Here is a 24,217-nt window from a genome sequence, read left to right as displayed (position 1 = left end):
GGCCCGGGGCGTCACCGCCCCGGGCCGCCGCCTTGTCCGGGCATCCCGGACGATCAGTGCTCAGACCTCCACGTCACGCGCCTCAGCGCTTGACGCGGACCCAGTCCCTGGCGCTGGAGGAGCCGTCGGCCTCGTCGTTGCCGGCGAAGACGACCTTCCAGTACCCGGACTTCGTCGCCTTGGTCTTGGTCCAGAACTTGCCGGAGCCGTTGGTCCAGGTGCTCTTGACGTACTTCCAGGAGCCGGTCTTCGTCTTGAACCACACGGTCACCTTCTGGTGGCCGTATCCGACCCAGCGGCCGTCCCACGCCTGCAGCGCGCCCTTGAAGGAGAGGTACTTGCCGTACCGCACCGGCTCGGGGTAGGCGTCGAACGCGACCACGCGGGTGTCCAGCGAGGCCGGGGGCTGCACCGGAGGCCGGACGACCGTCACGTGGTCGTCCGCGTGCGAACCGCGCACGCCGTCGCCGCCGGCGTACTCGGCCCGCCACCAGCCCGACGCGTTCGCGGTGACGTCGGCGGCGAACCTGCCGTCACGGCCGGTCCACGCCGAGGTCACGTACCGCCAGGAGTAGGCGCCGTCCGCCTTGAACAGCAGGTTGACCTTGGCGCCCCGGACGGAGTCCCAGGAGTTCCAGGCGCCCGCCTCGACCTTGCCGCGCAGGCGCAGCGTGGCGCCCGTGTTCACCGGATCGGGGGAGGCGTCGAGCCAGACGCGGGACGTCCGCGCCCGGTCCCGGACGTCGACGCGGTCGCTGTCGCTGACCGTGCCCTCCGTCTCGGCGGAGCCGGCGTACTCGGCCCGCCACCAACCGGACCTGTCCACGCTCTGCTGGACGCGGAACCGGCCGTTGGCGTCGGTCGTCACCGTCCTGACGGCGCCGTACGAGCCGCCGACCGGCTTGAAGGAGATCTGGACGGCCTGCTTGTCGTAGGCCTTCCAGGTGCCGCCCTCCTTGTACTTCAGGGCGCCACTCAGCCAGGCCCGGTCGCCGCGGTCGACGACGTCGGGAGAGGCGGAGAAGTCCAGGTCCGTGATCCAGTGGACCGCGAACCCCTGGGTCGACTCGGCGGTGGCCCCGTCCTTGGTGGCCGTGGCGACGAGCTTCCAGGCGCCCGGCTCGTCGGTGAACTTGAACGTGTAGCTCGCGGTGTAGTTCGGCCCGCCGCTCACGGTCAGGGGGACGTTCTTGCCGCTCGGGTCCACGAGCCTGGCCGAGCCCGTGCCCTCGCCGGCGGTGAAGCCGAACGTCGCCGTCCTGCCCCCGCCGTCGCTGACGACGACGGGATCGGGTGACGCCTGGAGCGCGGTGGGGGCCGCCGGAGCCGCGGTCGCGTGGGCGGGCGAGGCGAGGAGCGCCATGCTGCCCAGCGCCAGCGCCGCGGCGACGGCACTGATGCGTTTCAACATCTCGGGTGAACCATCCTTCCCGGTGGGTTGAACGCGGCTTTGAGGGTGCCACGTCATTCCTTTACCTGTAGACGGTCAAACCCTGTCGATGGTTGAGTAACAGTGCCGGTCCGTTATCGATTGGTGTCGTTCGGGCGGTTCCGACAACAAGACGTCAACATAGTCATCACTGTTGCGGACGTCACACCGGTCCTGGCTACATAATCGGCCTTGTGCCCCGCGACACTGTTGAGACGCATTTCATCGAGGCTGTGGGCGCTCTGAGCCCCGGACCGTCCATCGATCCCGCCATGCCCGTACGGCCAGGCACGACCCTGACGGGCCGGCGGTGCAGGGAACTGTTCGAGGTCCAACTCGGCAGCCGCCTCCTCGACGTCGCGGCGCGCGTCCTGCGCGAGCGGAACGAGGGCTTCTACACCATCGGCTCCGCCGGGCACGAGGGGAACGCGGCCGTGGCCGCCGCGTTGCGCCCGACCGACCCGGCGCTGCTGCACTACCGCTCGGGCGCGTTCTACCTCGAACGCTCCGTCCAGGCGGGCCGGCTGCCGGAGGAGGGGCTGCGCGACGTGCTGCTCGGGCTCAGCGCCTCCACCGAGGAGCCCATCGCCGGAGGCAGGCACAAGGTCTTCGGCCACCCCGACCTCGCGGTGATCCCCCAGACGTCCACGATCGCCAGCCACCTGCCGCGCGCGGTCGGCGTCGGCTTCGCGATCGACCGGGCGCGGGCCCTCGGGGCTCCGTCGAAGTGGCCCGCCGACGCCATCGCCGTGTGCAGCTTCGGCGACGCCTCGGTCAACCACGCCAGCGCGCTGAGCGGCCTGAACACCGCCGCCTACGGCGCGTACCGGGGGCTGCAGCTCCCTGTGCTGTTCGTCTGCGAGGACAACGGCATCGGCATCAGCGTGCGGACGCCCCAGGGCTGGGTCGAGGCGTCCCGGCACCCGCGGCTCGAATACTTCCACGCCGACGGATGCGACCTCGCCGAGATCCACGACGTGGCCCGCGCCGCCGCCGACCACGTCCGCGCCACCCGGGCCCCCGCGTTCCTGCACATGCGCACCGTCCGCCTGATGGGGCACGCCGGCTCCGACGTCGAGATCGCGTACCGGACCCGCAAGGAGATCGCCGCCGACCTGGAGCACGACCCCCTCCTCGGCACGGCCCGGCTGCTCGTGGAGGCCGGTCTCGCCGAGCCGGACGAGCTGATCGCGCGCTACGAGGCCGAGCGTGAGCACGTGCTCAAGCTCGCGATGGAGTGCACCCGGAGGCCCCGCCTCACCTCGGCGCGCGAGGTGATGGCCCCGCTCGCCCCCGCCGACCCGTACAAGGTGGCCGCCGAGGCCGCCCGCGCCGCGGGCACCGCCGTACGGGAGCGGGTCTTCGGCACCCCGCCCGAGGCGGAGGGCGGCCTCACGCTCGCCCAGGCGATCAACCGCACGCTCGCCGACGCGATGGCGCTCGACCCCGGCGTGCTGCTGTTCGGCGAGGACGTCGCGCGGAAGGGCGGCGTCTACGGCGTCAGCCGCGGCCTGCTGCGGAAGTTCGGCGCGGAGCGGGTCTTCGACACGCTGCTGGACGAGCAGTCCATCCTCGGGCTGGCCCTCGGCTCGGGCGTCTCGGGCCTGCTGCCGGTGCCCGAGATCCAGTACCTCGCCTACCTGCACAACGCGCTGGACCAGATCCGCGGCGAGGCGTCCTCGCTGCAGTTCTTCTCGCGCGGCGCCTACCGCAACCCGATGGTCGTCCGCGTGCCGGGCTACGCCTACCAGAAGGGCTTCGGCGGCCACTTCCACAACGACAACTCGGTCGCCGCGCTGCGCGACATCCCCGGCCTGGTCGTCGCCTCGGCCGCACGGCCGGACGACGCCGCGTCCATGCTGCGCACCTGCCTCGCCGCCGCCCGCGCCGACGGCCGGGTGTGCGTCTTCCTCGAACCGATCGCGCTCTACCACACGCGCGACCTGTTCGAGGAGGGTGACGGCGGCTGGCTCGCGCCGTACGCGCCGCCGGCCCGCTGGGCGGAGACGCACATCCCGATCGGCCGGGCCCGCTCCTACGGCGACGGCCGTGACCTCACCATCGTCACCTTCGGGAACGGGGTGCGGATGAGCCTGCGGACGGCGGTCCGGCTCACCGCGGAGGACATGGGCTGCCGGGTGCTCGACCTGCGCTGGCTGTCGCCGCTCCCGGTGGAGGACCTGCTCCGCGCCGCCGAGCTGACCGGCAGGGTGCTGATCGCGGACGAGACCCGGCGCAGCGGCGGCGTGTCCGAGAGCGTCGTCACCGCGTTGGTCGACAACGGGTTCACCGGGAAGATCGCGCGGGTGACCTCGCAGGACAGCTTCATCCCGCTGGGCGCCGCCGCCGACACGGTGCTGATGTCGGAGGCGGACATCGAGCTGGCCGCCCGCAAGCTCCTCGGCTGAGCGCCCGGCCCGCCTTCCTGGTCAGGTCAGTACGGCCAGCGAGGCGACCGCCATGCCGTGCAGCAGCGGGGCCATGGCCTCCGGTGGGAGCTCGCCCGCGCTGCGCGGCGTCGAGTTGAGCAGCCCGAAGACGGCGTGGGTGGCGGCGCGCAGCCGCGCCGGGGGGCAGTCGGGATAGAGCTCGCTCAGCACGGTGACCCACTCTTCGACGTACAGCCGCTGGAGGCGGCGGACGCGGCGGCGGTCCGGCTCGGGCATGTTGTCCAGCTCACGCTCGTGCACCCGGATCAGCGCCGGGTTGGCCAGCGCGAAGTCGATGTGGCCGCGCAGCAGCGCGTCCAGCGCCGCCCGCGCGTACGCGCTCCCGGCCGGGGCGTCCGGCTCCGTCACCAGGCGGGCGCCCTGCTCGCGCAGCCGCTCGCTGATGTCGAGCAGGATCTCGCTGAGCAGGGCCTCCTTGCCGCTGAAGTGCCGGTAGATCGCGGGTCCGGAGACGCCGACGGCCGAGCCGATGTCCTCGATGGACACCCCGTGGAACCCGCGCGCCGCGAACAGCTCCGCCGCCGCCTGGAGTATCTCGGCGCGCCTGTTGCGGGTAGGGGTACGGGGAGCCGTCATGCAACGCAATGGTAGACGAGCCGGTTAATGATGACTAACATCGCCGGTGGTGTTAGCGACCATTAACTCGCCGGAGGTGGACGGCATGGAGCCGAACCCGTGGCCGGTGCTGCGTAGCGCCTGTGATCCGGGTGGCGAGCCGTACAAGCGGAACGCGGAGGCGGGCGAGCAGTCGGCCGCCGAGCTGCGGCAGCGGCTGGCCGCCGCCGCGGAGGGCGGCCCGCCGCGCGCCCGCGAGCGGCACGTCGCCCGGGGCAAGCTGCTGCCCAGAGACCGGGTGGACGCGCTGCTCGACCCGGGCGGCAGGTTCCTGGAACTGTCGCCGCTCGCGGCCGACGGCCTGTACGACGGGCAGGCGCCCGCCGCCGGCATCATCACCGGCATCGGCCGGGTGTCCGGCCGCGAGGTCGTCGTGGTGGCCAACGACGCCACGGTGAAGGGCGGCACGTACTACCCGCTCACCGTCAAGAAGCACCTGCGGGCGCAGGAGGTGGCCCTCGACAACCACCTGCCGTGCGTCTACCTCGTCGACTCGGGCGGCGCGTTCCTGCCCAAGCAGGACGAGGTGTTCCCCGACCGTGAGCATTTCGGGCGGATCTTCTACAACCAGGCCACCATGTCCGCGCGCGGCATCCCGCAGATCGCGGCCGTGCTCGGCTCGTGCACCGCCGGAGGCGCGTACGTCCCGGCGATGAGCGACGAGGCCGTGATCGTGCGGAACCAGGGCACGATCTTCCTGGGCGGGCCGCCGCTGGTGAAGGCGGCCACCGGCGAGACCGTCACGGCCGAGGAGCTCGGCGGCGGCGAGGTCCACGCCAGGACCAGCGGCGTGACCGACCACCTCGCCGAGGACGACGCCCACGCGCTGCGGATCGTCCGCGACATCGTGGCCACGCTGCCGCCGCGCGCCGCGCGGCCGTGGGAGACCATCCCGTCCGAGCCGCCCGCCTACGACCCGCACGAGCTGTACGGCATCGTCCCGCAGGACACGCGGACGCCGTACGACGTGCGGGAGGTCATCGCGCGCATCGTGGACGGCAGCCGTTTCCTGGAGTTCAAGGCGGAGTACGGCCCGACCCTGGTCACCGGGTTCGCCCGGCTGCACGGGCACCCGGTCGGGATCGTCGCCAACAACGGCATCCTCTTCTCCGAGTCGGCCCTGAAGGGCGCGCACTTCATCGAGCTGTGCGACCGGCGGTCGATCCCGCTGGTGTTCCTGCAGAACATCAGCGGTTTCATGGTCGGCCGGGCGTACGAGGCGGGCGGCATCGCCAAGCACGGGGCCAAGATGGTCACCGCCGTCGCCTGCGCGCGGGTGCCCAAGTTCACCGTGATCATCGGCGGCTCGTTCGGCGCGGGCAACTACGCCATGGCCGGGCGGGCGTACTCGCCGCGCTTCCTGTGGATGTGGCCGAACGCCCGCATCTCGGTCATGGGCGGCGAGCAGGCCGCGAACGTGCTCTCCACCGTCGGCAGCGCGGACCAGGACGCGATCCGCGCCCAGTACGAGCACCAGGGAAACCCGTACTACTCGACCGCCCGGCTGTGGGACGACGGGGTGATCGACCCCGTGGACACCCGCACCGTCCTCGGCCTGGCCCTGTCGGCGGCGGCCGGCGCCCCGCTCGACCCGGTCGGGTACGGCGTCTTCCGGATGTGAGCAACGTGATCGTGGAGAGGAGGTGACGGCGTGTTCGGATCCGTGCTGATCGCCAACCGAGGCGAGATCGCGGTCAGGATCACCCGCACGCTGCGGGCGATGGGCGTCCGTCCGGTCGCCGTGTACAGCGACGCCGACCGGGACGCCCGGCACGTCCGCGAGGCCGATCTGGCCCGCCGGCTTCCCGGCGGCTACCTCGACGTCGAGGGGGTCGTCGCGGCCGCGCTCAGCGCGGGCGCGGAGGCCGTCCACCCGGGCTACGGGTTCCTCGCGGAGAGCGGGGCGTTCGCCCGGCGGTGCGCGGAGGCGGGCCTGGTGTTCGTCGGCCCCCCGCCGGAGGCGATCGAGGCGATGGGCGACAAGATCCGGGCCAAGGCCACCGTCGCGGCGGCCGGCGTCCCGGTGGTGCCCGGAGGCGCCGAGCCCGCGGACGACCTGGCCGAGGCGGCCCGCGCCATCGGCTTCCCCGTGCTGATCAAGCCCTCGGCGGGCGGCGGCGGCAAGGGCATGGTCCTGGTGCGGTCGGACGCCGAGCTGCCCGAGGCGATCGCCTCGGCCCGACGTACGGCGCTGGCCGCGTTCGGGGACGGCACGCTGCTGGTCGAGCGGTTCGTCACCGACCCGCGGCACATCGAGATCCAGGTCATGGCGGACGCGCACGGGAACGTCGTCCACCTGGGCGAGCGTGAGTGCAGCCTGCAGCGGCGGCACCAGAAGATCGTCGAGGAGGCCCCCTCGCCGCTGCTCGACGCCGCGACGCGGGCCCGGATGGGCGCCGCCGCGGTCGAGGCGGCGCGGGCCGTCGGCTATGTCGGCGCGGGCACGGTCGAGTTCATCGTCCAGGGCTCGGGCTGGGGAGCGGACGGACCCGGCGGGCCGCCGTACCACTTCATGGAGATGAACACGCGGCTCCAGGTCGAGCACCCGGTGACCGAGATGGTGACCGGTCTCGACCTCGTCGAGCTGCAGCTCCGGATCGCCGCGGGCGAGCCGCTGCCCTTCGGCCAGGACGACGTGCGGCTGACCGGCCACGCCGTCGAGGCCCGCGTGTACGCCGAGGACCCGGCGCGGGGCTTCCTGCCCTCCGGCGGGCGGGTGCTGGCGCTGCGCGAGCCCGGCGAGGGCCGCGCCGTACGGGTGGACTCGGGGCTGGCCGAGGGCACGGTCGTCGGGGGTGACTACGACCCGATGCTGTCCAAGGTCGTCGCCTGGGCGCCCGACCGCGCGGGAGCGCTGCGGGCCCTCGACCGGGCGCTCGCCTCGACGGCGATCCTCGGCGTGACGACCAACATCGGCTTCCTGCGCGGCCTGGTCACCCGGCCGGAGGTCGCCGCCGGACATCTCGACACCGGGCTGGTCGAGCGCCTGCTCCGGGAGGAGGGGCCGGAGGGCGGCCTGAGCGGGGAGCCGCTGCCGCTGGACGCGCTCGTGGCCGCCGCCCTGCTCTTCCACTCCCGGACCGAACGCCGCGCCGGGCACGGCGACCCCTGGGACGTGGCGGACGGCTGGCGGATCGGCGAGCACGCGTGGACCGGCTACCGGCTGGAGTCCCAGGGCGACGCCGTGGACGTCCGGGTGCGCGGCCTGGCCGGTGACGCGGAGGTGGATGTTAGCGGTCATTCACTTTCGGCGTCGTTGCGCCGGCACGGCGGGGACGAGATCGCGGTCACCCTCGACGGCACGACCCTGCGGCACGTCGTCGCCTGGGACGAGGCGCGCGGCGTCCTGTGGCTCGGCCGCGACGGCCGGGCCTGGCCGGTCGTCCGGCACGAGCTGGGCGACCCGGGCGACCGCGTCCGGGGCGGCGGGGCGGCCGACGGCGTGGTCCGCAGCCCGATGCCCGGCACCGTCCTGGTGATCAAGGCCGAGGTAGGCGACCGGGTGAGCGCGGGCCAGCCGCTCGTCGTGGTCGAGGCGATGAAGATGGAGCACTCGGTGCCGGCCCCGCTGGACGGCGTCGTCACCGAGCTGCCGGTCAGGATCGGCCAGTCCGTCGAGCTCGACGGCCTCCTGGCCCGGGTGGAGCCCGACGGGAGCGCGCCATGACGACAGCGGGATCGGCGGGATACGGGGCGTACCGACTGGACGGGCTGCCCGCCCGGGTCACCATCCACGAGGTGGGCCCGAGGGACGGCCTGCAGAACGAGGCCGCGATCGTCCCGGTCGAGGTCAAGGCGGAGTTCGTGGCCCGGCTGGCCCGGGCGGGGCTCACGCGGATCGAGACGACCAGCTTCGTCCACCCGAAGTGGGTGCCGCAGCTCGCCGACGCGGCCGAGCTGCTCGACCGCCTGGAGCCCGCGCCCGGCGTGCGCTACCCCGTGCTCGTCCCCAACGAGCGCGGCCTGGACCGGGCGCTGGAACGCGGCGTGACCGAGATCGCGATCTTCGGGAGCGCCACCGAGACGTTCGCCCGGCGGAACCTCAACCAGGGGCTGGAGTCGCAGTTCGCGATGTTCGCCCCCGTGGTCGAGCGCGCCCTGCGGCACGGCATGAAGGTCCGGGCGTACCTGTCCATGTGCTTCGGCGACCCCTGGGAGGGCGCGGTCCCGGTCGAGCAGGTCGTGCGGGCCGGTGTCCGGCTCCTCGACCTCGGCTGCTTCGAGCTGTCGCTCGGCGACACGATCGGGGTCGGCACCCCCGGCCACGTCGCGGCGCTGCTCGACGGCTTCGCGGCGGCCGGAGTGGGACCCGAGCGGCTCGCCGTCCACTTCCACGACACGTACGGCCAGGCGCTGGCGAACACGCTCACCGCGCTCACCAAGGGCGTCACCGTGGTGGACGCCTCGGCGGGCGGCCTCGGCGGCTGCCCGTACGCGGAGAGCGCCACGGGCAACCTCGCCACCGAGGACCTGGTCTGGATGCTGGACGGCCTCGGCGTGGAGACGGGCGTGGACCTCACGTCCCTGGTGGAGACCAGCGTGTGGCTGGCGGACCGGCTCGGCCGGCCGAGTGTGTCCCGGGTCGTCCGGGCGCTCGGACCGGCCGACGCCGGCGGGAGCGATTGAACAGAGGCGAGGAGGAGCGCGAGATGCTCGACGTTGAGCACGGTGAGTACGTGGAGTTGCGTGAGTCGGTGGCGCGGTTCGCCCGCGAGGTGGTCGCCCCCGTGATCGGGGACTACTACGAGCGGTGCGAGTTCCCGTACGACATCGTCGCCAAGATGGGCGCGATGGGGCTGTTCGGGCTGCCCGTCCCGGAGGAGTACGGCGGCATGGGCGGCGACTACTTCGCCCTGTGCGTGGCGCTGGAGGAACTGGCCCGGGTGGACTCCTCGGTCGCCATCACGCTGGAGGCGGCGGTGTCGCTGGGCGCGATGCCGATCCTGCGCTTCGGGACGAAGGAGCAGAAGGCCCACTGGCTGCCGCGGCTGGCCACGGGCGAGATGCTCGGCGCGTTCGGGCTGACCGAGCCCGGCGGCGGCTCCGATGTGCCGGGCGGGATGCGCACGACGGCCACCCTGGACGGCGGCGAGTGGGTGATCAACGGGATCAAGGCGTTCATCACGAACTCCGGGACCGACATCACCGGCGTGGTCGGCGTCGCCGCGATCACCGGACGGCGTGAGCGCGACGGGAAGACCGTGCCGGAGATCAGCACCATCCTGGTCCCGGCCGGGACGCCCGGGTTCACGGTGTCGAAGAAGTACTCCAAGGTCGGCTGGTCGGCCAGCGACACCCGCGAGCTGTCCTTCGACGACTGCCGGGTCCCCGAGGAGAACCTCCTGGGGGAGCGCGGCCGGGGATACGCCCAGTTCCTGCAGACGCTCGACGAGGGCCGGGTGGCGATCGCCGCACTGTCCGTCGGGCTCGCCCAGGGCTGCGTGGACGAGTCGCTGCGCTACGCCTCGGAGCGGGCCGCGTTCGGCCGGACGATCAACCGCTACCAGGCCATCCAGTTCAAGATCGCCGACATGGAGGTGCGTACGCACACCGCCCGGCTGGCCTACCACCACGCGGCCGAGCGGATGCTGGCGGGCCTGCCGTTCAAGAAGGAGGCGGCGATCGCCAAGCTGGTCTCCTCGAACGCGGCGATGGACAACGCCCGGGACGCGACTCAGATCTTCGGCGGGTACGGCTTCATGAACGAGTACCCGGTGGGCCGCTTCTACCGGGACGCCAAGATCCTGGAGATCGGCGAGGGCACCAGCGAGGTCCAGCGGATGCTCATCGCCCGCGAACTGGGCGTCCCCGGATCCTGACGACGGCGGTTTTGCCCGGGGTCGGCGGCGGGCGGTGCTCCCACGGCGCGCCGGCTGGGGTTCGTAGGGGCTACGGGCATTGGGTTCGTGGGCGCCGCGCCGGCCGGGGTGCGTAGGCGCTGCGGCGGGGGTCACTCCGGCCGGCCGGAGCGACCCCCGCCTCCGTGCCACGCTCTCCCGCCGTACCTCGACGGCCTGGCACGTTGACCGTCTTTACGGAGGGACCGGGCCTCCTTCGGGGATGTTGCGTTGGGATTCCAGGTACTTAATAAATCCTTAGAAAAGGGTCTCGGGTGACGGATTTGGCCTGGTGGTACTGGTTGGGTGGGAGACCCGACCCGAGAAAGGCAGCATCGTGGACCAGAACCTCACCCGCCGTCACGCTCTGAGCACGGCCGCCCTCGCGGGAGTGGGCGCGGCCGTCGCAGCCTGCTCGTCCGGCACCGAAACGACCGCCCGAAACGCGCCCGCCTCGGGCAAGGAGGCCGCGGGAACCTCGGAGGAGAAGCCCGGGGAGAAGCCGGCGGACAAACCCGCCCCGGCCGGGACGCTGGCCAAGAAGTCCGACATCCCGGTCGGCGGCGGTGTGATCGTCCCCGCCGAGAAGGTCGTGGTCGTCCAGCCGGAGGCGGGCACCTTCAAGGCGTACCGCGCCATCTGCACGCACGAGGGCTGCCCGGTGAAGCGGGTCAGGGACGGCCTCATCGTCTGTCCCTGCCACAACTCGACGTTCTCCATCGCGGACGGCTCTCCGAAGAGAGGGCCGGCCAAGAAGGCCCTCGCCGAGGTTCGCATCTCGTCCGACGGCGACACCATCACCCTGGCCTGACACGTCGCACCTGGGGCGGCACTCCCTTCGCATGACCCGCGCCTGCCCGGTTCCCGGGCGGGCCCGCGACACGCTGCGATCGTGGGATTTAATTGGGCGATGGACGTATTCGCCCCGGTAAATCTAGAGTCCTACCCATGACGTCTGGTGATCTCCGGATCCGGAAGGCGGAGAAGAGCGACGCGGACGAGATCTTCGCGCTCGCCGGCGAGTTCGCGCTGTCGTTCCGTCCGGAACGCGCCGCCTTCGACGCGGCGCTGCCGCAGCTCCTCCAGAACGAGGACGCGCTGCTCCTGGTCGCCACCGTGGACGGGACGGTCCGCGGGTACCTCCTCGGCTTCGCACATCTCACGCTCTTCGCCAACGGGCGAGTCGCCTGGGTCGAGGAGGCGATCATCGAGCGGAACTTCCGCCGCCACGGCATCGGACGACGCCTCCTCGAGGAGTTCGAGAGCTGGGCGCGCTCGCGGGACGCCGGATACATGGCGCTCGCCACCCGCCGCGCCGCCGGCTTCTTCGGCGCGCTCGGCTTCGACGTCTCGGCCACCTACTACCGGAAGATGCTCACGCCGCCCGCGCAGCCCTGACGCGCGTTGCGACTGGGCGGACGTTTCAGCCGAGGACGAGTGGCAGCTTCGCGGCCAGTTCACCGAGTTCGGCCTTCTCCGCGTCGCTCGGAGCCCGGCGCCCGGTGCCGATCAGCAGCGCGTCCTCATCGGAGAACGACGTGGGGAACGCGGTCCCGGCGATCTCTTCCAGCATCGCGCGGGAACGGGACAGGCTCTCGGTGGGCGGCCCCGCCACGTCCGGGAGGCGCGCGATCAGGTCGAGATGGTGCAGCGTCCATTCCATGACGTACGCGGAAAGGTAGTCGCCCACGGTGAGGACCTGATCGCGGGTGCCGACCCGGGCTTCGGGGTCGGCGAGCTCGGCGGCGCGCCCGGCGGCGGAGCCGACGTCGTCGAGATGGAACTTGAGCAGCCGCGGATCCTCGTACGCGGCGGCCAGCCGCACGGTCAGTGCGTCGAGCGGGTCGTCGCCGGTCGGGGCTTCGACGAGCTCCCAGTAGGTCACCGCGTTCCTGGTCGGTTCCGTCTCGGCGGGGGTGGCGAGCGTGATCAGGACGTCCTGCGCGTCGATGATCAGGTGGCACACGAGGTCCCGTACAAGCCAGCCGGTGCAGCCGGACGGCTGCTCGAAGTCCTTGTCCGGGAGTTCGGCGACCGCCGTGCGCAACGCCGTCCAAGAGCGTGAGAAGAGATCCACTATGGCAAGCTAGCAGCGCACGCCGCCGCGAGCGACCGATTTGTCCCTTTTGTGAACGTCGTGCCCCGGCGTAGGGCCCTCTGATGCCCCGGGTCTGTGCTCGGCTCGGTGGCGGAGTTCGAGCGGGGATGTTGCCGTGCGACCGCCCGTCACGGCTCAAGGTCTCTTCTCGACAGGCGTGGCACCGGTCGCCGGCCCGCGGAGCCGAAGGAGAACGACCGTTGCCAGTCCCGCCAGCGCGGGGAGCGCGGCGAGTGCTCCGTACGGGTATGGGACGACGTTGGCGTGTCGGCCTCCCGAGAACGAGAGGCACAGCGAGGCGTGTCCGATGCCGAGGACGAACATGACGGTGGCGGCAGGGCGTGACCAGCGCTTGCGTTTCGCGACGGCCCAGATCGTCCACAGCCAGCCCACGATGCCGAGCAGGGTGACGACGGTCAGGTAGACGATGATGGCGTTCCGGTCCCCGGTCACCAGGTTGGCGGGCCAGTCGGGATAGGCGCGACGCACGTGGTCGCTGAGGCTGTCGACGGTGGCTGTGTCGATGAACGGGACGACTGCGGCGATCGCGGTCAGGGCGAGTCCGGCGTACATGGCGGGCAGGACAGGAGGACGTCCGGAGGCGGCCCCTGTCTGGCGCGTCAGAACCTCCGCATCATGGAGAACCTTCTGGAGACGTTGCGCGTCGCGGGTTTCCCTCCGAGCGTGGCCCTTGACATGCTGTACTCCGTTTCCGGCTTCGTCGTCGGGCACGTCGCGACGTTCAGCCGTGCCGGCGACGGGCGTCACATCGCCGCGCCTGACCAGACGCGGTCGCTGAACGACATAGATCCCGACGAGTTCCCCCTGCTCGCCGAGGCCGCGCGGGCCTCGCGCGCTCCCGGGTCGCGTTCCCGCTTCGACTTCGCGCTCGACGCCATGCTGTCCGGATTCGAGGCGGCCCGCACCGCCCGCACTCCGAGATGAGGAACACTCCTTCCGAGGACGGCCATGGTGCTCGTGACGAACCCCGACCGTCTTTGCCCGCGCACCCTGCAGGCCGCGCTCGTGTACATCAACATTGGCGGCACCAGCTACCAGTCCGGCGGTCTGGTAGGGAAGTGGCTGAAGAAGGGCAAGACCTGGTGGAAGGATGCTCACCAGTTTCACTGTGCTTCCCCGGCATTCTTGCCGGTCTTGATGCATGAGCGATCTCGGGGATCGGCATGCCGTGCTCCCGCAGCGCGCGGGCGAAGATGAGCATGTCCTGGTTGATCATCCGGGACCGACCGCCGTGGTTGCCCTTGGCGGTGGCGGCCTGCCGGCCCTCCAGGTCTTCTCCTGGATGCACTCGCGGTCCAACTGCGCGGCGAACCGCGCCGTGTGGTACTCGGCCGCGACCTTCCCGCCACGCGGATGGATAACTGTTACACAGCTGCCGGAAGGCCGAGAAACGCCGCTCCTAACGTCATCGACGTGCGGGAACGGGGGAAGGCGTTCGAATGGAGCCCTCTCCGTCCGCACAGAGTGCGAGGACGAGGAGGAGAAATGCGAAGGATCATCATTGCTGCGGCGATCGCCACGACGGTGGCGGCATGTGGGCAGGGCGGGGGCGAGCCGGCGTCCAAGGGCGCCCCGACCACGGCCGGGACGGCGCCCGAGGCCGTGGTGGCGACGTCGCCGACCGCGCCGCCCGTCTATGTGAACAACCTGTACGGGGCCGAGCAGGGACGGGACGACAGGCGCCCGGCGAACCTGGTGCTGTCGGAGTTCAGCTCCATGAGCGGGATCACCTGGACGAGCTGGGAGCCGGACCGGGCGGTCGGCACCGGTGGGCTGAGCGGGAGCTGGTGCCTGCCCGGCTGCACGGAGAAGCCGTACGAGGCGACGGTCACGCTCAGTGGCGTCACGAGGGTGAAGGGCACGCGGTATTTCACTCGGTTCGCGGTCGACGGCGACTTCCCCAAGCCCGCCGATCCGGCCGACAAGCTCGCCGGGTCGCTGCCGACGCCGTGAATGTGATCCGGAGCGGGGGCACGGATACGTTCGCATAGTCTCCACGTGATGAAAGATGGCGTGAGGCGGGCAGCCCTTCTCTGCACCGTTCTGCTGGCGGCCGCGTGCGGAGCCGATGGCGGAGTGCGGGTCGAGGGGCCGGCGCCGTCCGCGTCGCCGCCCAGGGGGCCGGTCTACATCATCGCCTTTCCCGACGACCCGCTGCGACGGCCGAGCGCCTTCGCGCTGGACGAGTTTCACAGCATGACCGGGATCCGCTGGACATCCTGGGGAGAGGAGAAGGCCGTGGGAATTGGCGGCGTCAGCAGCATGTGGTGCCTGCCCGCCTGCCAGGACCGGCCGTACCCGGGGACGATCACGCTGAGCGGCCTCACCTGGCGTGAACGCGTCGGCTACTACACCCGTTTCACCGTCCGGGCGGACGGCCTGCCCCCGGACCGCGCCGGGGAGCTGACCGACCGCCGCCTGCCGCTCCCGGAGTCCTGAGCCATGACCGATGTGCTGCTCGTCGAGGACGACCCGGTGATCCGCGAGGCGACCGCCATGGCGCTCGAGATGCACGGCATGCGGGTGCGTACGGCGTCCGACGGGCCGGCCGGGCTGTCGGCCTTCCGCGCGCAGGTGCCGGACGTCGCGGTGCTCGACGTGATGCTCCCCCACCTGGACGGCGTCAGCCTGGCGCGGCGGATCAGGGAGGCCGCCGACATCCCCATTATCATGATCTCCGCCAGGACCGACGCGATCGACGTGATCAACGCCCTGGAGAGCGGGGCCGACGACTACGTCACCAAGCCGTTCGACGTGGGCGTCCTGCACGCCAGGATTCGCGCTGTGCTGCGCCGCGCGGTCGCGCCGGAGCGGGCGAGCACGGTGCTCGCGTTCGGCGAGCTGACCATCGACCTCGAGGCGATGGAGGTGCGGCTGCGCGGCGAGCGGGTCGCGCTGACGCCGACCGAGCTCAAGCTCCTGCTGGAGTTCGCCGCCGAGCCCGGCGTTGTGTTGTCGCGGGACGCCCTGCTCCACCGAGTGTGGGACTACGCCTGGGACGGCGACACCCGCGTCGTCGACGTCCATGTCCAGCGGCTCCGGGCCAAGATCGGCAACGGCGCGATCGAGACCGTGCGCGGCTTCGGCTACAAGCTGCGGAGATAGCGGTGGGCCTGCGCGCGAAGGTCAGCCTGGCCATCGCCGGAATGTCCGTCCTCGTCGCCGCGCTGCTCGGCGTCCTCGTCCATGTCCGTACGGCGGAGGCGACGCTCGACGCGGCGCGGCGGGCGATGGACGCCGAGCTGGTGGACGCCGTGGCCCGCCACCTGGAGGGGCAGGACACGCCGCTGGAGCGCGGGCCGGTCCCGGCGCCTCTCGCCGCGGAGGTGAGCCGGGGGACGCGTGCCACGTACCTTGAGGGCGGCCGCACGCTGTGGGCCGCTACGACGGCGGGCGGGGAGATCGTCTCGCTCAGCCGCTCGTACGCCGGGGAGAACGCCGAGCTTGCCCGGCTCGACCGGACCCTCCTCTGGTCCGGCCTGGCGACCGCCGTGCTCGCGTCCGCGCTGGGGTGGGCGGTCGCGGGCGGGCTCAGCCGCCGGATCCGCGCCGTGGCGAGCACGGCCGGGCGGATCGCCGAGGGTGACCTGACCGCCAGGGTCGGGGCGCGGGGAAGGGACGAGGTCGCGGCCGTGGGCGCCGCGCTGGATCGGATGGCCGACGCGCTGCGGGCCCGGCTGGAGGCGGAGCGGCGCGTCACCGCCGACATCGCCCACGAGCTGCGCACCCCCGTCGCGGGGCTGGTCGCCTCGGCCGGGCTGCTGCCGCCCGGACGTCCGTCGGAGCTGGTCAGGGAGAGTGCGGCGATGCTACGCCGACTGGTCGAGGACGTGCTGGAGGTCGCCCGGCTGGACGCGTCGGCCGAGGTTCCGGCGCGGGAGCCGCGCCCGGTCGAGGCGCTGGTCCGTCGGGCGGTCGCGGCGGCGGGCGTGCCGGGCGTCGAGGTGGTCGTGGCGCGGCCGGAGGAGGGGGCGGTCGAGGTGGAGACCGACCCACGCCGGGTCGAGCGGATCATCGCCAACCTGGTGACGAACGCGGCCCGGCACGGCGCGCCACCCGTCGTGGTCGGCGTGGACGGGGCGTTGGTGACGGTCAGGGATCACGGGCCGGGCTTTCCGGATGAGCTGCTGGCCACGCTCCGCGCGTACGGTCCGCAGCGTTTCGTGACCGGTTCGGCCGCGCGCGGGGGCGGCGTCGGCCTCGGCCTGACCATCGCGGCCGGTCAGGCGCGAGTCATCGGAGCTGTCCTCACCTTCGAGAACGCCCAGGGCGGCGGCGCGCTGGTCCGGCTCGACCTTCGCGAGAGCGTGCGGCGCGCGCCGGGCTGAGCCCCGGGCACCGGAATCTGCAACGCGTGCCCGGACCATCTCCGGGCGCACCCCCGGCGGCCGCAGCCGCGCTCGGCTCCGGCCGCGGCCGATTTCCTCTACGCCCAGCCGGAGAGGGGCTACGGCCTGAATGGCTCCTCCGCCCTGCCCAACCTGCGAGACGTTCACGACCGTCGGCTGATGCTCGCCGTCACCATCCTGCTGATCGCACTCGCCGTCGTGAACACCATCACGCTCACCTGGACCACGGCGATGGAGGCCCGGGCGACCATGGCCATCACGCGTACGCTCGGCGCCACCCCCGGACAGATCTCCGCGGGGCTGTCCACCGCCCAGCTCCTGCCCGCGCTGCCCGGCGCCGTCATCGGCGTCCCTCTGGGCGTCGGCCTGTGCTCGATGTTCGCTCTCGGGAAGTGGACCGTGCCCCCCTCCTTCTGGCTGCTCGGCGCCGCACTCGCGACTCTCCTGGCGACGGCGGCACTCACCGCCCTGCCCGCACTCCTGGCGGCGCGCCGGCCCGTGGCGCAGGCCCGTGGCGCAGGCCCTCAGCGCCGAAACAGCGTGATCGGCCCGCTGGGCAGGCGTCGGCAGCAGCGGTGCTCAGCAGACCGAGGCCCGCATAACGACCCACGACACTCGCCGTATCGAGTTGACTACGTCAGTGACGGCAGGACCGCAGAGACCTCGTCCGCCTCACCCGCGTTCGCCGACGGGCACCCGGCCCACCGGCGTATGAACGATTCGATCGGCCGAAAGGATCACGACGTGGCATCTGACGCCGCCGGCATTCGGCGATTAGTGGTGGACACGGGGGAACCCCGCGGATGGGTGTCCCCCAGGACGGACCTGGTCACGGCGCTGCTCGGAATCTGGTTCGGGGTCGGATTGATGATCGACGCCTGGGCGCACAGCAATCTGACGCAGCTGGAGACGTTCTTCACTCCATGGCATGCGGTGTTCTATTCCGGCTTCGCCGTGGTCTCCGGCTGGATCATCTGGCAGGTGTGGCGCAACGTGCGCGCCGGACGGCAGGGGCTCGCGGCCGTCCCCACCGGCTATCTCGCCGGGTTGGTAGCGATTCCCGCGTTCGCCGCCTTCGGATTCGCCGACATGCTGTGGCACACCATCCTCGGCATCGAGACGACCATCAACATCTTGTTCAGCCCGTCACACCTCGGCCTCATCGTGACGATGATGCTCATCATCACGACACCGCTGCGCTCGGCGTGGAACGCCCCCGATGTCGGCGCCCGGCCCTCGCTCGGCCGCCTGCTGCCCGCGTTGATCGGGCTCGCGTTCGCCGTCACGCTGGTGTCGCTGTTCCTGTCGTACGGCGACGCCATGCAGTACCGCTCCGAGGGCATCGTCCAGGCGTTGTCCATGCTGCGGGACTCGGGCGCCGGTCCTGGACCGGTCGGCCCGGCCACCGACCGGGTGGCCGTCGCGATGGTCGTCACCAACGTCGTCATGCTCAGCCCGGTGCTCTTCCTGGTGCGCCGCTGGCTGTTGCCGTTCGGCTCGGTGACCGTCATGTACACGATCATGGTGCTCATGCCGGGTGCCCAGACGGCGTTCCGCAACGTGCCGACCCTGCTGTCGTTCGTGGCCGCCGGGTTCGTGAGCGACCTGCTGATCCGCCGGCTGCGGCCGTCGGGTGAGCGGCGCGCCGCCTACTGGGCCTTCGCCGGGCTGTCGGCCTTCGCCACGTGGTCCCTGTACATCGGGGTCGCCTCGGCCACCGGGGGCGGCCTGCCCTCCGTGCCCGAACTGTGGACCGGCGCGCCGGTCGTCGCCGGCCTGATCGGGCTGGCGCTCGGGGCGCTGTTCCTGCCCAACGCGGTCACCGCCCAGCCGGTTGCGCCCAGCGCGGCCGCCGCCGGCCGGGCATGATCCGAGTCCTGTGCCTCGCCGCTGTCCTCGTGCTGGCGCTGGCCGCCCCCGCCGCCGCGCACACCGTCACGGCGGGGACGGACCTGCGGATCGCCCAGACGATCGCCGGCGCCGAGGTGACAGTGGTGGTCAAAGGAACAACCCGGGTGCCGGGGCCGCTGCGGATCGGCGTCATCGCGTACCAGCCGGTGTCCGGGCTGCCCATCGGCCTCGAGGTCCGCTCGGTCGAGGACGGCCGCACGGTGACCGGCACCGCCCAGGCGGCGGCGAACCCGCAGTACACGCAGCTCCAGGTGGAGCGGACCGGGCCGCACGAGCTGAAACTGAGCGCCGGGAACGAGACCGCGGTCATCCCGTTCCGCGTCCTCGTCGAACGCGACTCGGCAGGCGCATTCCTCATCTACGGCGGCCTGTTCGTGGCCGCGGTGCTCCTGGTGGGCGGCCTGCTCACCGGGGCGACGGCCCGACCGGGACGGGCGATGGCGCTGGCCGCGGGTGCCGCGGCCGGGGTGACGGTCGCCGCCATGGTCATCGTGTTCGAATCGCAGGTACCGGCACCCCCACCGGACGGCGCCGCCCCCGCCCCCGCCCCCACGACATCGACCGCGGAAGGGCGGCCGTACGTACAGGCCCGCATGGAGACGGTCCCGGCACAGCCGGAGGCGGGAGAGGAGTTCACGCTGCGGGTGGATCTCGTCGACGGCTCGACCGGGCGGCCGGTCGACGACCTCACCGCGCACCATGAGGCGCTCGCCCATGTGGTCGTCACCAGCGAGGACGGGCGGTATTTCCGGCACGTGCACCCCCTGCGCACGGCGCCCGGGCACCTGGAGGTCAGACTGAGCGCCGGCCGCCCGGGCCGGTACCTGGCGCACGCCGAGCTCGAACGGGAGAACTCAGGCGGGCAACTCGTCGCCGCGGATTTCACCGTCGGAGGGCCGGCCAAAGCATCGGCAGAGTCCGGCACGGTCACGGAGTCCGGTAAGACCGGCGCGCCCGCCACGCAGGCGGGCACGACCGTCACGCCGCGGCTCCAACCCGCCGTCCCCATCGCGGGCCGTCCCACGACGATCGACCTGGACACGCCCGCCGGCGTCCGGACCTGGCTTGGCATGACCGGCCACCTGCTCATACGCGGTCAGGATGGCCGCTTCTTCGGCCACGTGCACGAGATGGGCGCCCCGGGATCCCGGGTGCGCTTCACCTTCAGCTTCCCCGAACCGGGCCGGTACCTCGCCTGGGTCCAGTACGCCACCGCCGACCGCATCGTGACCGTACCTTTCACCGTGAACGTGACCGCGCCGGAGGCCAAGTGATCAAGAGGTGGCACGCGGTGGCCGCGGCCGCGCTCGTGATCGCGGCAGTGGCGCTGTACGTCGTGAGCAGGAGCACGGCCGCCGAACCGGTCAACCTGACCACCACGGGCAGCCGCTACACCGCCACCGTCCTCATCGCGGACCCGGCTCCCGGCCAGGTCACTGTGGAGATCAAGGTGAGCAAGGGCGACGCCGACACCGTGGCCCTGTCGGCGGTCATGGCCGAGATGGGACACTCCACACCCGAGATCTCCGCCACCATGCGTGAGCCCGGCCGCTTCGTGGCCGTGGGCGAACTGTTCCCGATGAGCGGCGTCTGGGAACTGTCGATCCGCCTCGACGGCCCCGCGGGCGAGGAGCAACTCGCCGTCAAAACGCTGATCACGGAATAGACGACGGCGGGACGATCGATGCGAAGCGATCGCACGATCACGGACCGCTGCAGGCCCAGCCCGGCCCGAAGGAGATCCAGGGTGCCCCGCCACGGGAGGGCGTCAGGACGTGAGCTGGGCGTCCAGGCGGTAGCCGTCCACGGTCACGTAGACCGAGTCGCCCGGCCGTGCGTTCAGCCGCATCAGCACGGGCTGGAGCGAGTCGAAGACCGGCTGCTGGTCGCGCCAGACCAGCACCACGGCGTTGTCGCCGGGGCCGGTGACCGACAGCAACGTGCCCGGGCGCATGCCGAGCTGGGCGGCGTACCCCTCGGGAACGGCGACCGGCTCGCCGCGCAGGTGTCCGCTGGTGACGTCGATGCGCTGCCAGCGACGCGGGTCGGAGGACGGGCTGGTCGGCGTGGTGCGCGGGCTCGGCACCAGGTGCGGGCGCGGCGCGGCGCCGGTGAGCGCGTTGAGCGCGGCGAGGGCGGTCGCCGGGTCGGGTCCGTTGCCGGCCTGTGAGGGGACCGGGACGCCGTTCCGCTGCTGGTGCCCGTTCGCGCCGGGGGTGCGGCGGGGCAGCGGCTTCGTCTCGCCCGGCGCGGCGGCCGCGGGCCGCTGCTCGGGACGCGGCTGCTCCTTGGGCAGCGCGTCCAGCCACGCCTTCGCCGAGTGCGGACGGATGCCGAGCTGGCCGAGCAGCTCGACCATGTCGGTGTCGGCGGGCTTGGTGGCGAGGAGCTGGTGGGTCTTGTCGCGCAGGCCGCCGAGGTCGCCGACGACGAGCCAGCCCTCCTGGAGGCGGCGGTCGGGCATGAGCGTGACGAGCACCCGCCACAGCGGCGTCCCCAGCGCGGGGACCTCCACGGGGTGGGAGGGGTCGGCGGCGATGAGCTGATCCTGCGTCGCGGCGGTGCCCAGCCACTCGGTGAGGCCGAACAGGTGGCCGGTCAGCGCGGCGGAGTCGGGGGAGCGCAGCCACATCAGGACCCGTTCCTCCACGGCCCGCTGGGCCTGGGAGAGGATCTCGCGGTCCACGTTGAGACGGTGGGCGAGCGCGCGCAGGCTGACCGGTTCGGCCGCGAACAGCCGCTCGGCGGCGACGGCCTTGGAGAGCGGGTCCCAGTCCCGGAAGAGTTGCTCCACGAGGCCGACCATGGGGTACTCGCTCGGCACGGGCGCGGCGGGTGCCGCGGCGGCGGGCCGGGCCGGTGCACCGGCGGCGGGGGCGGGAGCGGGAGCGGGAGGGCCCGACCGGGCGCCTTGGCCGGGCTGCCGGGTGGGCAGCTGCGGCCCGCCCGGCGCCTGCGCGGCGGGAGTGGGCGCGGGCAGGGGGCCGGAGACCGCGGGGGAGGGGCGGGTCTGGGTGGCCTGTTCGGCTGCGGCCTGCTGTCCCGCCTGGCCCTGCCCAGTGGTGGACGGCGCGGCCTGCTCCACTGCCGTGTCCTGCGCCGGTGCGGACGGCGCGGCGGACGCGGCCGGGTCGGCGGCGGTCACCGGAAGCTGGAGATGGGTGAAGATCTCGCGGAAGACGATGGCGAGGACGGCCTCGGGAGTGGCGGGCGAGGAGGGGTTCTGCAGGTCTCCGGGGGTGAGCCGGCGGAGCCGGTGCCAGCCGCCCAGGGCGGTGACCGCGGAGCGGGCCGGCTCCTGCCAGCCGGGGAGGGTCGGATCCACCGAGTGGACCTGGATCGCGGGGAGCAGATCGGTCAGCGCGAGGTGATCCCAGCGGGTCGCGGCGAGCCGGGCCAGCCGCTCGCAGAGCCAGTCCACTCCGGTCGCGCCGAGGGCTCGGCCGAGCGCGACGGAGCCCCACCAGCCCGCGGGCAGGCGAGGGTCGGCCAGAACTTCGGCAACCTGCTGTGCACGGGTCCAGCGAAGGGCGGGAACCAGATCGCTCAGGCAGATCGTTGACTCGGCGTCCATCGGTATGACCGCACCCTCCCGAGAGTGACGCATGTTGCTAATGGTGCAGCTTACGCCGCAAGCTATCAATCAGTGTCAATAGGGTAAAGCTCCTTGGCGATACCGGCAGACTGAGCCGCCGCTCCCGATACCGGAGGACGGCCGCCGACCTGCGCGACCGCCGCGGCGCCCGCCCGGCAACCATTTTCCAGCGCGGCCCGCGGGTCGAGTCCGGACAGCAGCGCGGCGAGGAACCCGGCGGCGAACGCGTCGCCGGCGCCGGTCGAGTCGACCACATCGGCGGGGGCCGCAGGCGCCTTCGCCACGACCGCTCCGTCCCCGCCGAGCAGCGCGCCACCCGCCCCCAGCTTCACCACGGCGGTGCCGTACGCGTCGCTGAGGGACGCGGCCGCGACCTCGGGAGTGGTCTCGCCGGTGAGCAACAGCGCCTCGTCGAGGTTGGCGATGACGATCTGGGCGAGGGAGGTCTCGTGGACGAAGCGCTCCGGACCGAACTCGCGGAGGAATCCGGTCGAGGCGGCGTCCACACTGACGGTCACGCCGCGCGCGGCGGCCTCGCGCATGGCGAGCCGGGCGAGGTCGAGGCCCGGCCGCTCGAACAGCGTGTAGCCCGACAGGTGCAGGTGCGCGACACCGTCGAGGTACGAGGGCGACCAGTCCTCCGGCCCGATGTGGCGGCCCGCGCCGCGGTTGGTGAGCATGGAGCGCTCGCCGCTCGGGTCGACCATGGCGATGACGACGGCGGTCGGTCGCTCGGGGTCGATCCCCAGGTGCGGCCGGACCCCGGCCTTGACCAGCTCGGCCCGGTGCCACTCACCGGTGTCGTGCCCGGCGCGGGCCAGCAGCCGCGTGTCCGCGCCCAGACGGGCGGCCCAGCAGGCCGTGTTGGCCCCGGAGCCGCCCGGACGCAGCACGATGTCGGCCGCGGTGTCGGTGCCGGTGGCGACCGGCTGCCCGTGCAACGCCACGACGTCGGTGACGACGTCGCCGATCACCAGCAGGCCTCCCACGTCAGTCCTCCCGCGACCAGGATGCCGCGATCTCCCCGGCGAGGCGGACGTTTCCGCGCACCGCGGCCAGGTTCGCCTCAAGGGAGGCGCCGTCCGTGCCGTTGACCAGGTACTCCAGCAGGAACGGCGTGATCGCCTGCCCGGCGACGCCCCGCTCGTCGGCCGCGCGGAGCGCCTCGGCGAGTACCCGGTCGTGCAGCGCGGGGTCGAGCTGGTCGGCGACCGGCACCGGGTTGGCGACGATCAGCGCCGTCTCCGGCCCGCCGAGCAGGTCCTGCGCCCGCATGATCTCGGCGGCCTCGGCGGCGGTCTCGATCCGCCAGTCCACCGGCTCGCCCGAGGTGTGCAGGTAGAAGCCGGGGAACTCGTCGGTCCGGTACCCCACCACGGTGACCTGCCGGGTCTCCAGTCGCTGCAATGTGGAGGGCACGTCGAGGATGGACTTCACGCCCGCGCAGACGACCGTGATCCTGGTACGGCCCAGCGTGTCGAGGTCGGCCGACTCGTCCTGCACGGTGGTCCAGCCGCGGTGGACGCCGCCGAGCCCGCCGGTGGCGAACACGCGGATGCCCGCCCGGGCGGCGAGGAACGAGGTGCCGGACACCGTGGTCGCGCCGCTGACCTTCAGCGCGGCGGCCGGGGAGAGGTCGCGGAAGCCGAGCTTGCGCAGGCCCGGCTCGGTCGCGATGCGCTCCAGGCCCTCCCGGTCCAGCCCGGCGCGGGGCACGCCGTCCAGGACCGCGATCGTCGCCGGCACCGCTCCCGCCGCGCGCACGATCTCCTCAAGTTCGAGGGCGACCTCCAGATTGCGCGGCTGCGGCAGCCCGTGGGAGATGATCGTCGACTCCAGCGCCACGACCGGCCTCCCGGCCGACAGGGCTTCGGCGACTTCCTCCGACGGCACGACCTTGAGCATGACTCTC

23 protein-coding genes are annotated in these 24,217 nt (G+C 72.4%); 16 read left to right on the top strand and 7 right to left on the bottom strand.

The window, feature by feature from the left end:
* Window positions 1–82: 82 nt before the first annotated feature.
* A complete protein-coding gene (locus AWQ68_RS11260) occupies window positions 83–1,411 on the bottom strand; it encodes a hypothetical protein (protein ID WP_066938832.1) in 1,329 nt (442 codons plus the stop codon).
* A 251-nt stretch (window positions 1,412–1,662) separates the two neighbouring features.
* Here AWQ68_RS11260 and AWQ68_RS11255 point away from each other — a divergent pair, with 251 nt between their 5' ends.
* On the top strand, window positions 1,663–3,837 hold the full coding sequence (locus AWQ68_RS11255) for a thiamine pyrophosphate-dependent enzyme (protein WP_245655861.1): 2,175 nt from the start codon (window positions 1,663–1,665) through the stop codon (window positions 3,835–3,837).
* Between the two features lie 21 nt (window positions 3,838–3,858).
* Here AWQ68_RS11255 and AWQ68_RS11250 read toward each other — a convergent pair whose 3' ends face one another.
* Window positions 3,859–4,455 (bottom strand): SACE_7040 family transcriptional regulator, encoded by a 597-nt coding sequence (locus AWQ68_RS11250; RefSeq protein WP_066938827.1) that lies wholly within the window; start codon window positions 4,453–4,455, stop codon window positions 3,859–3,861.
* Window positions 4,456–4,540: 85 nt separating this feature from the next.
* Between AWQ68_RS11250 and AWQ68_RS11245 the strand changes: the two genes are divergently transcribed.
* The 6 genes from AWQ68_RS11245 (at window position 4,541) to AWQ68_RS11220 (ending at window position 11,729) form a co-directional block, all read left to right on the top strand.
* Window positions 4,541–6,115, top strand: a complete 1,575-nt coding sequence (locus tag AWQ68_RS11245) for a carboxyl transferase domain-containing protein (RefSeq protein ID WP_066939449.1) — start codon at window positions 4,541–4,543, stop codon at window positions 6,113–6,115.
* Between the two features lie 30 nt (window positions 6,116–6,145).
* Window positions 6,146–8,161 (top strand): acetyl/propionyl/methylcrotonyl-CoA carboxylase subunit alpha, encoded by a 2,016-nt coding sequence (locus tag AWQ68_RS11240; protein ID WP_066938825.1) that lies wholly within the window; start codon window positions 6,146–6,148, stop codon window positions 8,159–8,161.
* On the top strand, window positions 8,158–9,120 hold the full coding sequence (locus tag AWQ68_RS11235) for a hydroxymethylglutaryl-CoA lyase (RefSeq protein ID WP_066938822.1): 963 nt from the start codon (window positions 8,158–8,160) through the stop codon (window positions 9,118–9,120). Before AWQ68_RS11240 ends, AWQ68_RS11235 begins: the two co-directional genes overlap by 4 nt.
* Before the next feature lie 23 nt (window positions 9,121–9,143).
* Complete coding sequence (locus AWQ68_RS11230) at window positions 9,144–10,313, top strand: acyl-CoA dehydrogenase family protein (protein ID WP_066938820.1); 1,170 nt, start codon at window positions 9,144–9,146, stop codon at window positions 10,311–10,313.
* 355 nt (window positions 10,314–10,668) lie between these two features.
* Window positions 10,669–11,142: a Rieske (2Fe-2S) protein gene (locus tag AWQ68_RS11225; RefSeq protein WP_245655860.1), complete on the top strand. Its 474-nt coding sequence runs from the start codon at window positions 10,669–10,671 to the stop codon at window positions 11,140–11,142.
* 137 nt (window positions 11,143–11,279) lie between these two features.
* Window positions 11,280–11,729 (top strand): GNAT family N-acetyltransferase, encoded by a 450-nt coding sequence (locus tag AWQ68_RS11220; RefSeq protein ID WP_066938817.1) that lies wholly within the window; start codon window positions 11,280–11,282, stop codon window positions 11,727–11,729.
* 25 nt (window positions 11,730–11,754) lie between these two features.
* On the opposite strand, the gene AWQ68_RS11215 is transcribed toward AWQ68_RS11220, so the two are convergent.
* Window positions 11,755–12,408 (bottom strand): maleylpyruvate isomerase N-terminal domain-containing protein, encoded by a 654-nt coding sequence (locus AWQ68_RS11215; RefSeq protein WP_066938812.1) that lies wholly within the window; start codon window positions 12,406–12,408, stop codon window positions 11,755–11,757.
* A 156-nt stretch (window positions 12,409–12,564) separates the two neighbouring features.
* Window positions 12,565–13,002: a hypothetical protein gene (locus tag AWQ68_RS11210; RefSeq protein ID WP_066938809.1), complete on the bottom strand. Its 438-nt coding sequence runs from the start codon at window positions 13,000–13,002 to the stop codon at window positions 12,565–12,567.
* Between AWQ68_RS11210 and AWQ68_RS11205 the strand changes: the two genes are divergently transcribed.
* From AWQ68_RS11205 to AWQ68_RS11170, 9 genes are all read left to right on the top strand, one after another.
* Window positions 12,919–13,374: a TetR/AcrR family transcriptional regulator C-terminal domain-containing protein gene (locus AWQ68_RS11205; RefSeq protein WP_281217614.1), complete on the top strand. Its 456-nt coding sequence runs from the start codon at window positions 12,919–12,921 to the stop codon at window positions 13,372–13,374. The genes AWQ68_RS11210 and AWQ68_RS11205 overlap by 84 nt on opposite strands.
* A gap of 24 nt (window positions 13,375–13,398) precedes the next feature.
* The gene (locus AWQ68_RS42265) at window positions 13,399–13,647 is read left to right on the top strand and encodes a hypothetical protein (protein ID WP_157545127.1); all 249 of its coding nucleotides are present in this window, start codon (window positions 13,399–13,401) and stop codon (window positions 13,645–13,647) included.
* Window positions 13,648–13,935: 288 nt separating this feature from the next.
* Window positions 13,936–14,403, top strand: coding sequence for a hypothetical protein (locus AWQ68_RS11200; protein WP_066938804.1), 468 nt, complete (start codon window positions 13,936–13,938; stop codon window positions 14,401–14,403).
* A 48-nt stretch (window positions 14,404–14,451) separates the two neighbouring features.
* Window positions 14,452–14,889: a hypothetical protein gene (locus tag AWQ68_RS11195; protein ID WP_157545124.1), complete on the top strand. Its 438-nt coding sequence runs from the start codon at window positions 14,452–14,454 to the stop codon at window positions 14,887–14,889.
* A gap of 3 nt (window positions 14,890–14,892) precedes the next feature.
* Complete coding sequence (gene cseB / locus AWQ68_RS11190) at window positions 14,893–15,555, top strand: two-component system response regulator CseB (protein ID WP_066938798.1); 663 nt, start codon at window positions 14,893–14,895, stop codon at window positions 15,553–15,555.
* A gap of 2 nt (window positions 15,556–15,557) precedes the next feature.
* A complete protein-coding gene (locus AWQ68_RS11185; protein WP_066938796.1) occupies window positions 15,558–16,778 on the top strand; it encodes an ATP-binding protein in 1,221 nt (406 codons plus the stop codon).
* Between the two features lie 180 nt (window positions 16,779–16,958).
* Window positions 16,959–18,668: an FtsX-like permease family protein gene (locus AWQ68_RS44810; protein ID WP_245655859.1), complete on the top strand. Its 1,710-nt coding sequence runs from the start codon at window positions 16,959–16,961 to the stop codon at window positions 18,666–18,668.
* The gene (locus tag AWQ68_RS11175; protein ID WP_157545121.1) at window positions 18,665–19,984 is read left to right on the top strand and encodes a DUF8832 domain-containing protein; all 1,320 of its coding nucleotides are present in this window, start codon (window positions 18,665–18,667) and stop codon (window positions 19,982–19,984) included. The genes AWQ68_RS44810 and AWQ68_RS11175 overlap by 4 nt, the downstream gene beginning before the upstream one ends.
* A complete protein-coding gene (locus AWQ68_RS11170) occupies window positions 19,981–20,376 on the top strand; it encodes a hypothetical protein (RefSeq protein WP_066938793.1) in 396 nt (131 codons plus the stop codon). The genes AWQ68_RS11175 and AWQ68_RS11170 overlap by 4 nt, the downstream gene beginning before the upstream one ends.
* A gap of 102 nt (window positions 20,377–20,478) precedes the next feature.
* Here AWQ68_RS11170 and AWQ68_RS11165 read toward each other — a convergent pair whose 3' ends face one another.
* The 3 genes from AWQ68_RS11165 to AWQ68_RS11155 form a co-directional block, all read right to left on the bottom strand.
* Complete coding sequence (locus AWQ68_RS11165) at window positions 20,479–22,284, bottom strand: hypothetical protein (RefSeq protein ID WP_066938791.1); 1,806 nt, start codon at window positions 22,282–22,284, stop codon at window positions 20,479–20,481.
* A 65-nt stretch (window positions 22,285–22,349) separates the two neighbouring features.
* The gene (locus AWQ68_RS11160; RefSeq protein ID WP_066938789.1) at window positions 22,350–23,294 is read right to left on the bottom strand and encodes a carbohydrate kinase family protein; all 945 of its coding nucleotides are present in this window, start codon (window positions 23,292–23,294) and stop codon (window positions 22,350–22,352) included.
* 1 nt (window position 23,295) lies between these two features.
* Complete coding sequence (locus tag AWQ68_RS11155) at window positions 23,296–24,210, bottom strand: pseudouridine-5'-phosphate glycosidase (RefSeq protein WP_066938786.1); 915 nt, start codon at window positions 24,208–24,210, stop codon at window positions 23,296–23,298.
* Window positions 24,211–24,217 lie beyond the last annotated feature (7 nt).

The organism is Microtetraspora fusca, from assembly GCF_001570365.1.
GTDB classification, from domain to species: Bacteria; Actinomycetota; Actinomycetes; order Streptosporangiales; family Streptosporangiaceae; genus Microtetraspora; species Microtetraspora fusca.
This window is presented reverse-complemented; position numbering and strand designations above follow the sequence as displayed.